This window comes from Enterococcus sp. DIV0421 (genome assembly GCF_051713745.1).
GTDB classification, from domain to species: Bacteria; Bacillota; Bacilli; order Lactobacillales; family Enterococcaceae; genus Enterococcus_D; species Enterococcus_D casseliflavus.
Map to the genome: position 1 here is coordinate 415,847 of NZ_JBIOQM010000001.1, position 14,154 is coordinate 430,000.

Genomic DNA, 14,154 nt, shown 5'->3' on the forward strand with positions numbered 1-14,154 from the left:
TGCTTGCAAAAGCCTTACTTCGCTTCATTTTCTGCAATGATGTCCGTTACCTTCATCAAGCGAGTCAATGTTGCTCGTTCGTCTTCTGCCAGATTGCTTTCGATGTATTGAATGGTTTCTGTCAGCTTGGGAATCGTCATATACTCTAACGCATTGACTCTTCGTCTCGTCCGTTCGATCTCATTGGCCATCAGTTGACAGGTTTTCTCGATCTCGGCCAACTGCAGCATCACTGGCAGCATTTGATCCAGATGGGACAACGAGAGATCCAGCTCACTGGTGGTACTCACAAAACCGTAGGAAAAATCATCATCCGAGCTTTCTTCTTCGTAAACAGGGTTCAACACTGGCACATCCATATTCATGATGGTTCGGCTTTGCACATCTAAGGTCACTTTATTTAAAGGGATCATAAAGGCTTCTTGCAAAACGACATCGGGAATACTACTAGAAGCCAGCACATACTCTTCCATTCCTGCTTGCAATGCGGTCTCCATCTTTTTACGAAGTTCCTGGTTTTTCTTTACTAGCTGAATGAACTGACGTACTAGCTCATCTTGCTTGTCTTTCAATAATTTGTGACCACGGGTTGCCGTCGTCAGCCGCTTTTTCAAACGACTTAGTTCCATCCGTGTCGGATTGACATTTAAGATCGCCATTAAGAACTCACATCCTCGTCCGTTGGGTAATAGGCGTCGATAAATTCTTCTTTGATACGGCTCAACTCTTGTTTTGGCAAGGTAGCTAATAGCTTCCAGCCTAAATCTAACGTTTCTTCAATCGTCCGATTGGTTTCAAATCCTTGATTGACGTACTCTTTTTCAAAAAGATCAGCAAAGCGTGCGTACTTTTTATCAAGATCAGATAAGGCAGACTCGCCTAAAACGATCGATAGCTCTTTGGCAGCTTTTCCATCGGAATAGGCGGCATAGATTTGATTCATCGTTGCCGCATGATCGGCACGGGTCTTACCTTCTCCCGTTCCTTTGTCCTTCAACCGTGAAAGACTTGGTAAAATATCCACTGGCGGGTTGATATTGCGCTTGTAAAGGTCCCGCGACAAAATAATTTGTCCTTCCGTGATATAGCCGGTCAAATCAGGAATCGGGTGGGTTTTATCGCCATCTGGCATCGTTAAGATCGGTATTTGTGTGACCGATCCTTCTTTGCCCATCAAACGTCCTGCCCGTTCATACAGCGTCGCTAAATTGGTGTATAGATACCCTGGATAGCCGCGACGTCCTGGAACTTCTCGGCGGGCAGCGGAGATTTCTCGCAACGCTTCACAGTAATTCGTCATATCGGTCATGATCACTAAGACGTGCATGCCTTTTTCAAAAGCCAAATACTCTGCTGCGGTCAATGCCATCTTAGGTGTAGCGATCCGTTCGATTGCTGGATCATTGGCAAGGTTCATAAACAAAACAGAACGATCTAACGCACCGGTTTTGCGGAATTCATCCACGAAAAATTCAGCTTCTTCAAAAGGGATCCCAATTGCTGCGAAGACGATCGCGAAATTGCCTTCTTGGCTAGGTACTGTTGCTTGTCGTGCGATTTGAGCAGCGATCTCTTTATGAGGCAAACCAGACGCAGAAAAAATTGGTAGTTTTTGTCCACGAACTAATGTATTTAAATGATCGATCGTTGAGATCCCCGTTTGGATAAATTCATCTGGGAAGTCCCGCGCCATCGGATTGATGGCTTCACCGTTTACATCGATGCGTTTTTCTGGCAAGATTCTCGGGCCATTATCTTTTGGTTTTCCTAAACCGTCAAACACCCGACCCATCATATCTAGAGAAACTCCTAGCGTCAAACCAGTCCCTAGAAACCTTGCTTTGCTTTCTTCTGCACTCAAATTACTGGTACCTTCAAAGACTTGGACAACAGCATTGTCATCACTGACTTCCAGTACTTGTCCTTGACGGATCTCGCCTGTGTCCATGCGGACCTCAACGAGTTCGTCGAATTTCACGCCTCGAACATTTTCGACCACCATTAAGGGGCCAGCAATTTCGGAAACTGTACGATATTCTTTTAACATCAATGAACACCTCCAGTTTCAATGATTCGTTGTAACATTTCTTTGATGTCATGCTTGATCGTATCCAAGCGAGTCAATTCTTCTTCAGGAATGTATTTGCTGCGGGCGATGCGCTCACGCAGATCAACCGTTCCTTTGGTGATCTCATCTAAGTAAGCACCTAGCTGCAATGCACGCTGTGCTTGTTCATTAAAGTAGAGAATGTTTTCCAGCATCTTGAACTGCTTGTTGCGGGAAGTGTACGTATCAACGTCATCGAAGGCGTTTTGCTGCAAGTAGTCTTGTCTTAAAGAACGAGCAGTCATCATCGTCAAGCGGTCTTTCTGGGAAAGAGAGTCCATCCCTACCAGCTGAACGATTTCTTCTAATCTGCTTTCCTCTTGGAGAATCGCCATGGATTCATTGACTAGCTCCGACCAGCGATCACCTAATAATTGATCCAAATAAGAATTGATTTGATCCTCATAAAGGGAATAGGAATTCATCCAGTTGATGGATGGAAAATGCCGCTTTTGCGCCAACATGCTATCCAATGCCCAAAAGACTTTCACGATTCGCAAGGTATTTTGAGTGACCGGTTCTGAGATGTCTCCTCCAGCAGGTGAAACCGCACCAATTGCGGTAATGCTTCCTTCCCGAGGTTGCGTGCCTAATGAATGGAAACGCCCTGCTCGCTCATAGTATTCCGCAATTCGACTTCCAAGGTAAGCCGGATAGCCTTCATCTCCTGGGATCTCTTGCAAGCGCCCACTCATTTCCCGCAGTGCTTCTGCCCAACGAGAAGTTGAATCTGCCATGATGGCAACACTATAGCCCATGTCACGGTAATATTCCGCGATCGTGATTCCTGTATAGATCGAGGCTTCCCGAGCAGCAACTGGCATATTCGACGTATTGGCGATCAATACCGTTCGTTCCATGATCGACTTGCCGGTATTCGGATCGATCAACTCAGGAAATTCGTTCATGACATCCCGCATTTCGTTGCCCCGCTCACCGCAACCGACATAGACCACGATATCCACATCTGACCATTTAGCGATCTGATGCTGAACGACTGTTTTTCCAGCACCAAAAGGTCCAGGAACAGCAGCTGAGCCGCCTTTTGCCACTGGAAAATAGGTGTCGATGACTCGCTGTCCAGTGACTAGCGGTTCGCCTGGATTTAATTTAGCAGTAACTGGCCGCGGTTGACGCACTGGCCATTTCTGAACCATCGTCAAGGATTTTTCACCATCGATGGTTTCTAAAACACAGATCACTTCAGTAATCGCAAAATTTCCCACCATGATTTCTTTGACGGTTCCTTCATAGTTTGGTGGCACCATGATCTTATGCTCGATCACCGAAGTTTCTTGTACTGAACCTAAAATATCACCGGCTTGTACAGTATCGCCGACTTGTACTTGTGGGACGAAGGTCCATTTCTTTTGGCGATTCAGTGGATCGATGGTGACACCCCGCTCCAAAAAATCACTCTCTGTTTGCGACATAAATGTATCTAATGGTCGTTGGATCCCATCAAACATCTGAGTCAACAAACCTGGTGCTAGTTCGACAGACAATGGTGCGCCTGTCGTTTCTACGGGCTCGCCTGGTCCGATCCCCGCTGTTTCTTCGTATACTTGGATCGAAACCAGCCCTTTTTTGATCTCAATGATCTCACCGATAAGGCCCTTGTCACTGACTTTGCAGATTTCGTGGATTTTTGCGCCACTTAATCCTGAGGCGGTGACCAGTGGTCCCGATACTTTTTCAATTGTGCCAAATGCCACATTTATTCCTCCTAGCTGGCTGACTTGTCTGTTATGAATCTAATATATTCATTCCTACCGCTTTTTCCACATTTTGCTGAATGCGTGCCATGCCGATCCCTAAACTACCCGTACTACTTGGAATCGGAATGATCGCTGGTGTCGGTACTTCTTCGTAACGACGAACGATCGGTTCTAATTGTTCAATCAACCGCTCGGTCAAAAAGATCACACCATACGCTTCAGCTATCTCTTCTAATTGTTGGGCGGCTTCATCCAAATCGCTGACTGGAAAGATATCGATCCCCAGCCCTTTGAAAGGCAAGATCGAGTTCTTACCACCCATCATTGCTATTTTTTTATGCATAACTATCACGCACCCGACTTCTTAAAATCTCTTCTGGCACCTTATTGATTTTACCAATCAAGAGAATACGCAAATTCTTGCTTTCAATTTCCTTGGCATACAGATACCCTGCCAATGCTGACGGCCCAAAAGGCACGATTTTTTGTTCTTTGAGCTTCGCCATTAGAAAATTGTCTTTACGTATATCAAAGGTATTCAAGGTCTTCTTTTCTACCAATTCTTCATAACTATGATTGATCAGCTCTTTATAAGGGGTTCCTTGCAAGTATCCCACAAACGCCTCAAGAGAAGTCGTGATTTCTGCTAACAACTCACTTGCAGGTAAATTCCCATGGTCGGCTAAAACTGCGCTGATAAAGCCGCGCTTGCGTTTCATCGCGTAACTGCGCAACGTTGTTGAAATATTGAAGATATCGATTTGACGGCGAATCAAGCTTTGCAGCAACTCGTCTTGGTATTCTTTACCGATCGTCCATAATTGCTCCCAATAATGGTTGTCAAAGATGATATCGATGGACTGGACTTCATGATAGTTCTCAATATAAGAAAAGACTTCTTCCACACAGGCAACCATTTCTTGCGCGACCTGAGTACTTTTCCTGGTCTTGACCAGATCTTTAAGGACGGAAAGTGGCTGGGTGCCGATTGGGACGAGATACGCCGAAAAATCTTCTTGCATATACGCCGCTTTTACTAAAACTTTCAGATTTTGATAGTCATATTTCAAAGCAAAGAAATCAACGATCGCTTTTTCTGGTGTCAACTGATACATCGTTTCGTATACCCGTTTCAACTCAGCCATCAGGACTTGTTCAAAATCGTGTACACGATCATCTTCATTGATGAAGTCACCATAAACCGTTTCTTGCAGCATCCCATAGATTTCCTCTGCGCTGGCAGCTGAGAGCATTCGCTCATAGCGACTACGATCGAATAATTGCGATTCATACGTCCGAATTCTCGTATTCAACGTATTATATTTGATGTCATTCATCTGTTTGCACCTGCTTACTGTTCAAAAATCAATTGCAGTAACGTATTGCTTAACTCTTCTTTGTTGGCTTCTAGTAGCGCATCAAAGGTAAAATTCAACTCAATTGCTTCTTGTCGCAACAAAAAGCCACCCTTGCGAGGGATCGTTTTATTTACCAGTTTCAGCTGAACCTCTGGGACCGATGCTTGCAACTTAGTAAGGAATTCCTCATCTACAAAATGACGGGACTTCTCACCTAAAAGCAACTCGACCTCACCAGTTAACCGTGCATTCGCCAAGCCTTTCGCGATAAACGTATAAAATGCTGCCTGATCCATCGTGTTCAAACGGGTCAGAGCCTCAGAAAACAGCTCATCTAAGACGGACTGCTTTGCTGCCAAGACCTTGTTTCTTGATTGGATATGCACATCTGAGATTTCCAAATACATCGCAGCACGTTTTTCTTTTTCATAAAAAGCTAACCGTTCATTAAGCTCTTTTTCTAACTGTGCTCGTTTTAAATTTTCTTGGTTTTCACTTTCTTTTTGTGCTTCTTTGATTTGAAGCTGGTATTTCTTTTCCGCATCAGCGGTTATTTTGTCAGTTAAACGTGTAATATCAGACATTCACTTTTCCCTCCTCTTAATTCAAGACAAGCAAGAAGGAAATCACGAACCCTAAAATACAATACGTTTCCATCATCGCTACCAAGATAATTCCTTTGGTCACATGTTCTGGTTTTTTTGCTAAAATCTGCATCGCAGCACTTGCGGCACGTCCTTGCCATTTACCGGCGATAATTGCTGTTAACGCGATCGGTAATGAAGCGATAAACAAATACAACCCGCGATCGAATGAGATCGAACCACTGATCTGACCAAAAATCATAAAGGAGATTACAAAGCCGTATAGCCCCTGGGTACTAGAAAGCAATTCCAAAATCAACGCTTGCCCAAATTTCTCTGGCTGCTCTGAGATCAAGCCTGATGCTGCTTCACTGGTCATCCCAACACCGATCGTTGATCCGATACCACCACAAATCGTTGCGGTCGCTACACCTAAAGCTGCAAAAACAATTCCACCATTTTCGTAAAAGAAACTAATCCAATTTTCCATTATTATCCTCCTGTAACTTTTCTTCTGAGATGATCTCTACATAATTTTCATTTGATTTGAACGGGTCAAAGGCACGTCCGCCCCCCGTAAAGAATTTTCCAAAATACTCCAAATACTGCAAGCGAATACCATGAACATACGCACTAAGGTAACTTAAGAAAATATTCAGGCCATGTAGCGCCACAAATAATAAGATACCGACGGTAAACCGGGCTGCTGGCGGCAAGTAGCTAATGATCAAGTTGAAGGCTGAGGCGATACTTCCGCCGGCAACCCCTAACGCCATCAGACGGGTGTAACTGATCAAGTCACCAACATAATTGGTCACATCCATCAATCCGTACAATCCAGAACCGATTTTTCCTGCCAACGTTTTTCCTTCTAAACTGCCTCCGATTGCCACTGCTAAAAGACTGGCAGCGATCATTACGATCCCAATCGTTTGTAACGGGGTGTCAGGGAAAAGCAGCATTCCTGCGGCGACAAAAACGACACTGATCAAAAAGACGATCCACGAACCGGCTTGGAACATCGCAGCCAGTTTCTGGTCTTTTTTCTTCCATAAAATATAGAATTTCAGCGCCAAGCCAAACATGATCTGAATGTACCCAAAGATCACGGATAAGACTAAGATCTGATTGACATCATCCTGGGCAGACAACAGTTGGAATGAGAATTCAAATCCAAAGAAGTTGCCATAGATCAAGCCCCAAATAATCGTAGGGATCGAGCACAACTGAAAGAGGGTCAAATTTTGTTCCAGCCCTTTGCTGAGGTGGAACAGCTTTTTCCCCAGGAATGTCGCCAGAAACAAGAGCAACCCATAGCCAAAATCGGCAACCATCATCCCGAATGCCACCATGTAAAAAGGCGCCATAAATGGTGTCGGATCTAACTCGTCATATTGCGGCAAGCTGTACATCCGAACAAGTCCTTCGAAAGGTTTGATCCAACGTGCGTTTTCTAATAAAATCGGCACATCAGCCAGCTCTTTTTCCGTCACTTCTTGGTATTCGAGGTAATAGTTATCCGTGGTCCCTTTTTTGATACGTTTTTCTAATTCGGCCGCCCCATCAACAGGAACCCAGCCAGAAATCGATACCGCATGAGTCGAACGCAAAAGCATTTTACTGCTTTTTAAGCGGGTGATCGCTCCATCTAAATACTCGGCAACGATCCGCAAGGTTTCTTGCTCTTTTGTCATCGCACCAAGAGAAGCTTTGATTTCTTTTTCTTCATCAATTAGACGTTGGGATTTTTCTTTCATCGTTTGCAGATCTTCTTCTGGAATCCCCTCATAAGGGTAGATGTATTGCTCGAAGGCTGCTTTCTTTAGAAGAGTAGTTACTTTTTCTTTTACATCTTTATGGAAAAGTACCAATAAGTAAGTTGTCGTTTGTGATTGATAAATGGTTTCGACATAGACAAGCGGCAGCTTTTCACTGTTGGTCGTAAAGTCAGCCATTTCAGAAGTAGGAATCGATCCTAACAAGCCACCTGATTTTTTTAATTCTTTTAAAACAGCTGGTCGTTCTTTGAAATACTTCCAGATCGACAGTTCTGCTTCTTGTGCTAATACATCGCGTTTTTCTTGATCAATCAAGCGAAGACGTTTGTCTTGTTTACGAAGGATTTGGCATAATTCTTGCCAAGGATAGGTGTGGGCTGTTTCAGCCAATTCTTGAAGGGTATATTTTTTGATTGGTTGCCGCAGTTGTGCCAGCATTCCTTTTTTGGGTACATATTCTTCTAAAAAATTTAAGCTCCAGTTGACTTGACCAAACTGGTTCTCCATTTCTTCTTCAGACTGTTCCTCGCGAACCGGTGTCAAAACACCCGTCGTTTCTTCAGAATCATAATATTTTTCCGAAGAAAGCAGTTCTACGCCTTGAAAGTCTTGCAGCTGCTCTAAAACAGCTTCTTTCTGATCGTAAAAGGTCAACAGACTGAACTTTTGCATTTTTGCAATTGCCATTTATGTCACAACCTTATTTATTATTATTGCTAATGCTTCTTCTTTCAATTCATTAGGGATCGTTCGCAGTGTTTCCACTTCTGCTTGGGTCTTAGCCAAGAGTGGTTCCTTAGACTGTACCAACTCAGCTGCGATTTTTTGGTTGATTGCTTCTTTTTGTTGGGCTTCTTTTTCTGCCAACTCTTTTTTAAACGCCTTCAACCGTTCTTCTCTTGCTTGTGCCAATTGTTTTTTTTCTGCTTCTGCTTCTTTATTTTTATTTTCCGCAAATTGCTCTGCTTCTTGTAATAATCGAATGGCATCTACTGTCATTTTCTCACCTGCTTTCACTTTTTTTCCGCAAAAAAAACCACTACAAATCAAGCATATGGCATTCGCTGATCGTAGGGTGTCAAAAATCAATAAGTGGCAAATACCTTCACCTATTTCCGTTTTCTAATATAACCGTAACATAAATTTTGCGATAGAACAAGGTTCCTAGCGTTTTTTTATAGTCTTTACATATAAAAGTCACAAAAATTACACATTTTCACAAAAAGAAATCCTTTTCATTTTATTGGGGGTTAAATGATGACAAAAAAGAAAGATTAGAAACAAAATGATGTTTCAAATCTTTCTTTTAGTTTTTTCTCGTCTTTTTCTTAACTTAAATGCTTCTAAAGAAAAGACAAGCATTTAAAATAACAAAGCATCGACCTACTCACGTATAAACGGCATACTCATACAGCGGGGGCCCCCGCGTCCGCGAACCAATTCGCTGCCCGAGATTTCATTCAAAATGACTCCTGCCTCTTTTAACAGCCCATTGGTAATGGTGTTGCGGTCATAGACCACGACTTCTCCAGGTGCAATCGCCAAGGTATTAGACCCATCATTCCATTGCTCTCTAGCTGCCGCTGCTAAATCGTCGCCACCACAGCGGATCAAGTGGACTTCAGGCAAATCTAAATAACGGCAAAGAATGTTTTCCAACGTATCTTTTTCCTCATATACTCGCACACCGTCCTTGTGTTTAGTGATTGAATACAGCGAAAGTTCTCCCTCGATTTCTGGATGGATCGTGAACTTATCATGATCCACCATCGTGAAGACCGTATCTAAATGCATAAATTTTCGTTCTTCGCCGATATTAAATGCCAAGATATGTTCGAAACTCGGTTCTGTGGCAAAAATCGTTTCGGCAATTTTTTCAATTGAGGCAACTTCTGTTCGTTGAGAGATCCCGATCGCCACGATTTTATCAGATAAAATCAGCTGATCGCCGCCTTCCATCCGCGTCGTTTCGTCCCGATGATACAAAAAGTTCGTCTCATTGCGGGCAAACATCGGATGGTGCGTAAAAATTTGTTTTCCGTAGAGGGTTTCCCGTCTTCTCGTTGCAGAATACATTCGATTCAAGGAAACACTGTGACCAATCGTCGCAAACGGATCTCGCGTGAAATATAGGTTTGGCATTGGATCGATCAAGAAAGGATATTCTGTTTCAACGATTGCCGTTAAGTTACTGGCTTTTGAAATTTCTACCTCACTTTTTTTCAAGCCCGCCATCGTATGATCGATAAAGGCGCGATTGTCTTTAATCGACAGGAAAAAGTTGCGCACTTCGTTGCGAATCTCTTCATCAAGGATCGTTGTTTCATTTAAATAGTCTTCTAAAAAGGCCTCTTTGGCACCAGTTGTTGTCAATGTTTCAGCAGCTAGATCCTCCAAATAAAGGACTTCCACCCCTTTGCTTCTTAACGTATCCGCAAAAAAATCATGTTCTTTTTGCGCTTGGGTTAAAAAAGGAATATCATCAAACAACAATCGATCAAGATAATCCGGCATCAAGTTTTCTAATTCTGCGCCTGGACGATGCAGCAGCACCCGTTTTAAAGGGGCAATCTCAGAAAAAATCTGTATTGGCTGGTTCATGAGCTTGTCTCTCCTTCTTGGCAATTTTGTTGAATAACTTATGTCATTCATTTTTTTGATTCCTCATCACATAATTATTCATTTCTCTGACTCATCGTGTTTTTTCTACTCGTGATTCAAAGTTTTTTTGGATCATATAGTTATAAACATGCATTTCAGCAAAAAGAAACCTCCGATAAAAAAACAACTAGATAAGAATATAAATTCTAGATACTTTAATTTACCGCCTTTTTCAATTGTATATTTTTGTTAAAAAAACAGCAAGGCAAAAGAACTGATGGACGATAGTCCTAGCTGCGAAACCAGATTGAATTATTTTTGTTTTTTTGGATCATTTCATGATTTTCAAATGATACCGCTATCAAACAGATAAATATTTGCTATGATTCAAGTATCTTGATGCTAAAGAAACGTCTATAAAGGAGCGATTTGATGAAAATGCAACGTCAACTTTACTATGGTGCCGACTACAATCCTGAACAATGGTCTAAAGAAGTCATTCTTGAAGATATGCGCTTAATGAAAGAAGCAGGTGTGAACTATGTAAGTATCAATATTTTTGGCTGGGTCAATCTGCAGCCAGATGAATCCACCTATGATTTTGATTTTCTGGACTGGTTGATGGATCTTTTATATGAAAACAATATCATGATCGACCTAGCCAACGGAACGGCTTCGCCTCCCGCTTGGCTTGTTCAAAAACATCCTGAGATGCTGCCTGTGACCATTCATGGCAATCGACTGGTTCATGGGGCGCGCCAGCACTACTGTCCGACTTCCCCTATCTATCGTCAATATGCCACCGATTTGTCAGAAGCAGTCGCAAACCGTTATGCCAATCATCCAGGGCTAGTCATGTGGCATATCAATAATGAATATACCTGTCACATCCACGAGTGTTATTGCGATCATTGTCGGAAAAGATTTCAGACATGGTTAGCAGAGAAATATCAGACCATCGCTGGATTGAATGATGCTTGGTCAACCAAGTTTTGGAGTCAATCCTATGGCAGCTGGGAGGAAATTTTTCTACCTGAAGCGATGCCGACCTTCAAAAATCCTGCGCAGCAGTTAGACTATCGCCGTTTTCTTTCCGACATGAATCTGGAGCTCTATCAACTCGAAAAGGCGGCGATCGCAAAATATTCACAAGGCATCCCTTACATGACCAATCTGATGGGCTTGCACAAATACGTGGATGGGTTTAAATGGGCACCCGAAATGGATGTAGTCAGCTGGAATTCGTACCCGAATCCCTTTGAAAAGATCCCTTACCCGCAATTTCTTGCTAACGATCTAACTCGTAGTTTAAAGAAAAAACCTTTTTTGATCATGGAACAAGCCACCAGCGCCGTTAATTGGCGGCAAATCAATGGTGCCAAGACACCCAACCAGCTGCGTCTATGGAGTTATGAAGCGCTCGCTCATGGCGCTGATGGCATCATGTTCTTCCAATGGCGGCAGTCTCGTGGCGGTGCGGAAAAATTTCATAGTGCGATGGTGCCTCACGGAGATCCTCATTCAAGCCGTATCTTTCGTGAATGTGCGCAATTAGGCAACGAATTTTCGCAACTGTCGGAAATTGTTGGGACGCGCTTCTTGGCTGATGTCGCGGTTGTCTTTGACTGGGAAAATTGGTGGGCGCTGGAATTGGATGCCAAACCAAGCACCTTAAAGTACATTCATCAGTTACGCAGCCTGTATGGCGCGCTAAGAGCGTTAAATCTGAACGTAGACTTTGTCCATCCTTCCGAATCCCTAGACGGCTATCCTTTAGTGATCGCCCCAAATCTCTATTCAGCACCAGAAGCCTTCGGTAAGAAAATCAATGATTACGTGCGACAAGGTGGCATCTTCTTGACGAATTTCTTTAGTGGGATCGTCAATGAATATGACCAAGTCTATCTTGGGGGCTATCCAGGACTGTTTAGGGACACCTTAGGGATCATTGTAGAAGAGTTTTACCCAATGAAAGCAGCTACCCATCACCAAATTGACTTCCAAGGTCGTCGGTACGACAATTCTCTATGGGAGGAAGTCATTCATCTAAATGGTGCGAAAGCTTTGGCAACCTTCCAATCCGGTTATTTGTCCGATAAGCCAGCCATTACTATGAATCAGATCGACGATGGGTATGCGTACTACGTGGGAACAGAATTGTCTCTTGAAGGGCTAACTACATTTTTAGCGACCATTCTGGAAAATCATAAATTAGCGACTCATGCCCAGCACTTCTTGGCTGCTCCTACTGAGGTCTCCGTTACCTGTCGCAAAGGTGCTGGCTATACACTCGTCTTTTTCTTAAACCATACGGAGCAGACAACCAAAGTGAAGCTGAAAGCCCCTGGAGCAGACCTTCTAACCAAAGAAACCAGACAGTTGGTAGTTCTGAAACCAAAAGAAGTCGCAGTTCTTAAGTATGTTGATTGATCTAAGGAAAAAGAACCTCCATGAAGCGATCGCTTCATGGAGGTTCTTTAATAGACGTTACTAGATTCAGGGAGAGTCATTAGACTAGCGATAGGCATTTTCTAAATAAGAGGCTATCTTTTGTCTTCGCTCTCCATCTCTTTTTTCTGAATAGTGATACTCTGGATTAGTACAATGGGATTTGTCGTACAACCAAACAGGCATTTTTTTCGCTTCGTCGGTTTCCCATTCATAACGGGGGAACAAATGTGCATGAAGAAAGTTATCAGTATTTCCCAATAGTTCATAATTGATTCTCAATGGAGAACAATCTTGTATTATAGCATCTCCTAAAAGAGTCATATCAGTTAAGAAAATCTGTCGCTCGCTTAAATCTAGATCATTTAAAGAAGCCACCTCTCTTTTAGGTAATAATACACAATATCCGGGAAGAAATTGGACATCGCCATAAACAGCAAAACTGCCAGACAATTCTTTGATCACCATTGGATTTGTCCCATCTATCGCTGATTTGATTCTATTCTCATACCATTTCAATTTGATCCCCCCTCTTTCCTGTTCCTTGCAGCTATTCATGTAAAAACTATACAAGATTAAGGAAAGGCTTTCAATAGTAACAAAACAAAAAAATCTTTGCTATATGAGTGGTCCTTCAAAATCGTATTTGTAGACTTTTATAAACAAAAAAAATGTATCAATCTTATAAAAGACTGATACATCAATGATACCGGCGGCCGGGGTCGAACCGGCACGCCCTCAACGGGCACTGGATTTTGAGTCCAGCGCGTCTGCCAATTCCGCCACGCCGGCATGTTGAAAGTTTAGTATTTAGTACTAAGGCGGTAACCGGATTTGAACCGGTGATGAAGGTTTTGCAGACCTCTGCCTTACCACTTGGCTATACCGCCATTATACTATTGTTGCAATCTACAATCAAGTGAAGATTGTACTGGGGTAGCTGGATTCGAACCAACGCATGACGGAGTCAAAGTCCGTTGCCTTACCGCTTGGCTATACCCCAAAAATGAAAGGGCGAGTGATGGGAATCGAACCCACGAATGCCGGAGCCACAATCCGGTGCGTTAACCACTTCGCCACACCCGCCGTGATAAGAAACTGTTGAAATATATAATGGCAGGGGCAGCAGGAATTGAACCCACACTAACGGTTTTGGAGACCGCTGTTCTACCTTTAAACTATGCCCCTATAAATGGAGGAGAGTGGATTCGAACCACTGAACCCTAAGGAACGGATTTACAGTCCGTCGCGTTTAGCCACTTCGCTACTCCTCCATGGTGGCGCGGGACAGAATCGAACTGCCGACACATGGAGCTTCAATCCATTGCTCTACCAACTGAGCTACCGAGCCATATAAGAAAATATAAGTTTTACAAAAATAATGAAACGGTCTGGACGGGACTCGAACCCGCGACCTCCTGCGTGACAGGCAGGCATTCTAACCAACTGAACTACCAAACCGTAATGGGGGTTAACGGGATCGAACCGCTGACCCTCTGCTTGTAAGGCAGATGCTCTCCCAGCTGAGCTAAACCCCCGAAGGTTGTTCATTAAATTGTA

At 43.2% G+C, this 14,154-nt stretch carries 12 protein-coding genes and 9 tRNA genes; 1 reads left to right on the forward strand and 20 read right to left on the reverse strand.

Going from position 1 to position 14,154, the window contains the following annotated elements; genetic code table 11:
• Window positions 1-14: 14 nt before the first annotated feature.
• The 10 genes from IGI96_RS01910 to arcA form a co-directional block, all read right to left on the reverse strand.
• Window positions 15-659 (reverse strand): V-type ATP synthase subunit D, encoded by a 645-nt coding sequence (locus IGI96_RS01910; protein WP_005229243.1) that lies wholly within the window; start codon window positions 657-659, stop codon window positions 15-17.
• Window positions 659-2,047 carry a V-type ATP synthase subunit B gene (locus tag IGI96_RS01915; protein WP_005237151.1) on the reverse strand — a complete coding sequence of 463 codons (1,389 nt, stop codon included), beginning with the start codon at window positions 2,045-2,047 and terminating at the stop codon, window positions 659-661. The genes IGI96_RS01910 and IGI96_RS01915 overlap by 1 nt, the downstream gene beginning before the upstream one ends.
• Entirely contained in the window at window positions 2,047-3,822 is a 1,776-nt protein-coding gene (locus IGI96_RS01920; RefSeq protein WP_010749209.1) for a V-type ATP synthase subunit A, read from the reverse strand. Before IGI96_RS01920 ends, IGI96_RS01915 begins: the two co-directional genes overlap by 1 nt.
• 31 nt (window positions 3,823-3,853) lie before the next feature.
• Window positions 3,854-4,168 (reverse strand): V-type ATP synthase subunit F, encoded by a 315-nt coding sequence (locus IGI96_RS01925; RefSeq protein ID WP_016613063.1) that lies wholly within the window; start codon window positions 4,166-4,168, stop codon window positions 3,854-3,856.
• A complete protein-coding gene (locus IGI96_RS01930; RefSeq protein WP_005229238.1) occupies window positions 4,161-5,162 on the reverse strand; it encodes a V-type ATP synthase subunit C in 1,002 nt (333 codons plus the stop codon). Before IGI96_RS01930 ends, IGI96_RS01925 begins: the two co-directional genes overlap by 8 nt.
• Before the next feature lie 14 nt (window positions 5,163-5,176).
• A complete protein-coding gene (locus tag IGI96_RS01935) occupies window positions 5,177-5,767 on the reverse strand; it encodes a V-type ATP synthase subunit E (RefSeq protein ID WP_005229237.1) in 591 nt (196 codons plus the stop codon).
• Between the two features lie 16 nt (window positions 5,768-5,783).
• Window positions 5,784-6,257, reverse strand: coding sequence for a V-type ATP synthase subunit K (locus IGI96_RS01940; RefSeq protein ID WP_005229236.1), 474 nt, complete (start codon window positions 6,255-6,257; stop codon window positions 5,784-5,786).
• The gene (locus IGI96_RS01945) at window positions 6,241-8,232 is read right to left on the reverse strand and encodes a V-type ATP synthase subunit I (RefSeq protein ID WP_086338022.1); all 1,992 of its coding nucleotides are present in this window, start codon (window positions 8,230-8,232) and stop codon (window positions 6,241-6,243) included. The genes IGI96_RS01940 and IGI96_RS01945 overlap by 17 nt, the downstream gene beginning before the upstream one ends.
• Window positions 8,233-8,544: a hypothetical protein gene (locus IGI96_RS01950; protein WP_015510092.1), complete on the reverse strand. Its 312-nt coding sequence runs from the start codon at window positions 8,542-8,544 to the stop codon at window positions 8,233-8,235. It abuts the gene before it with no gap.
• 384 nt (window positions 8,545-8,928) lie between these two features.
• Complete coding sequence (gene arcA, locus IGI96_RS01955; protein ID WP_010749205.1) at window positions 8,929-10,146, reverse strand: arginine deiminase; 1,218 nt, start codon at window positions 10,144-10,146, stop codon at window positions 8,929-8,931.
• A 432-nt stretch (window positions 10,147-10,578) separates the two neighbouring features.
• On the opposite strand from arcA, the gene IGI96_RS01960 reads away from it, so the two are divergent.
• The gene (locus tag IGI96_RS01960; protein ID WP_270288407.1) at window positions 10,579-12,576 is read left to right on the forward strand and encodes a beta-galactosidase; all 1,998 of its coding nucleotides are present in this window, start codon (window positions 10,579-10,581) and stop codon (window positions 12,574-12,576) included.
• Between the two features lie 84 nt (window positions 12,577-12,660).
• On the opposite strand, the gene IGI96_RS01965 is transcribed toward IGI96_RS01960, so the two are convergent.
• The 10 genes from IGI96_RS01965 to IGI96_RS02010 form a co-directional block, all read right to left on the reverse strand.
• Entirely contained in the window at window positions 12,661-13,152 is a 492-nt protein-coding gene (locus IGI96_RS01965) for an HIT family protein (RefSeq protein ID WP_086338020.1), read from the reverse strand.
• Window positions 13,153-13,301: 149 nt separating this feature from the next.
• Window positions 13,302-13,386, reverse strand: a tRNA-Leu gene (locus IGI96_RS01970).
• A 27-nt stretch (window positions 13,387-13,413) separates the two neighbouring features.
• Window positions 13,414-13,484, reverse strand: a tRNA-Cys gene (locus IGI96_RS01975).
• A gap of 41 nt (window positions 13,485-13,525) precedes the next feature.
• Window positions 13,526-13,597, reverse strand: a tRNA-Gln gene (locus tag IGI96_RS01980).
• A gap of 10 nt (window positions 13,598-13,607) precedes the next feature.
• Window positions 13,608-13,680 (reverse strand) — tRNA-His (locus IGI96_RS01985).
• A gap of 28 nt (window positions 13,681-13,708) precedes the next feature.
• Window positions 13,709-13,782: transfer RNA gene (locus tag IGI96_RS01990), tRNA-Trp, on the reverse strand.
• Window positions 13,783-13,787: 5 nt separating this feature from the next.
• Window positions 13,788-13,868 (reverse strand) — tRNA-Tyr (locus IGI96_RS01995).
• 1 nt (window position 13,869) lies between these two features.
• Window positions 13,870-13,945 (reverse strand) — tRNA-Phe (locus tag IGI96_RS02000).
• Between the two features lie 36 nt (window positions 13,946-13,981).
• A tRNA-Asp gene (locus IGI96_RS02005) sits at window positions 13,982-14,055 on the reverse strand.
• A 4-nt stretch (window positions 14,056-14,059) separates the two neighbouring features.
• A tRNA-Val gene (locus IGI96_RS02010) sits at window positions 14,060-14,132 on the reverse strand.
• Between the last annotated feature and the right edge of the window lie 22 nt (window positions 14,133-14,154).

Bases quoted from the DNA above. Each gene is read 5' to 3' on its own strand.
- IGI96_RS01925 (WP_016613063.1), bottom strand. From the start codon at position 4,168: ATGCATAAAAAAATAGCAATGATGGGTGGTAAGAACTCGATCTTGCCT.
- IGI96_RS01915 (WP_005237151.1), bottom strand. From the start codon at position 2,047: ATGTTAAAAGAATATCGTACAGTTTCCGAAATTGCTGGCCCCTTAATG.
- arcA (WP_010749205.1), bottom strand. From the start codon at position 10,146: ATGAACCAGCCAATACAGATTTTTTCTGAGATTGCCCCTTTAAAACGG.
- IGI96_RS01935 (WP_005229237.1), bottom strand. From the start codon at position 5,767: ATGTCTGATATTACACGTTTAACTGACAAAATAACCGCTGATGCGGAA.
- IGI96_RS01910 (WP_005229243.1), bottom strand. From the start codon at position 659: ATGGCGATCTTAAATGTCAATCCGACACGGATGGAACTAAGTCGTTTG.
- IGI96_RS01945 (WP_086338022.1), bottom strand. From the start codon at position 8,232: ATGGCAATTGCAAAAATGCAAAAGTTCAGTCTGTTGACCTTTTACGAT.
- IGI96_RS01950 (WP_015510092.1), bottom strand. From the start codon at position 8,544: ATGACAGTAGATGCCATTCGATTATTACAAGAAGCAGAGCAATTTGCG.
- IGI96_RS01965 (WP_086338020.1), bottom strand. From the start codon at position 13,152: ATGAATAGCTGCAAGGAACAGGAAAGAGGGGGGATCAAATTGAAATGG.
- IGI96_RS01930 (WP_005229238.1), bottom strand. From the start codon at position 5,162: ATGAATGACATCAAATATAATACGTTGAATACGAGAATTCGGACGTAT.
- IGI96_RS01940 (WP_005229236.1), bottom strand. From the start codon at position 6,257: ATGGAAAATTGGATTAGTTTCTTTTACGAAAATGGTGGAATTGTTTTT.
- IGI96_RS01960 (WP_270288407.1), top strand. From the start codon at position 10,579: ATGAAAATGCAACGTCAACTTTACTATGGTGCCGACTACAATCCTGAA.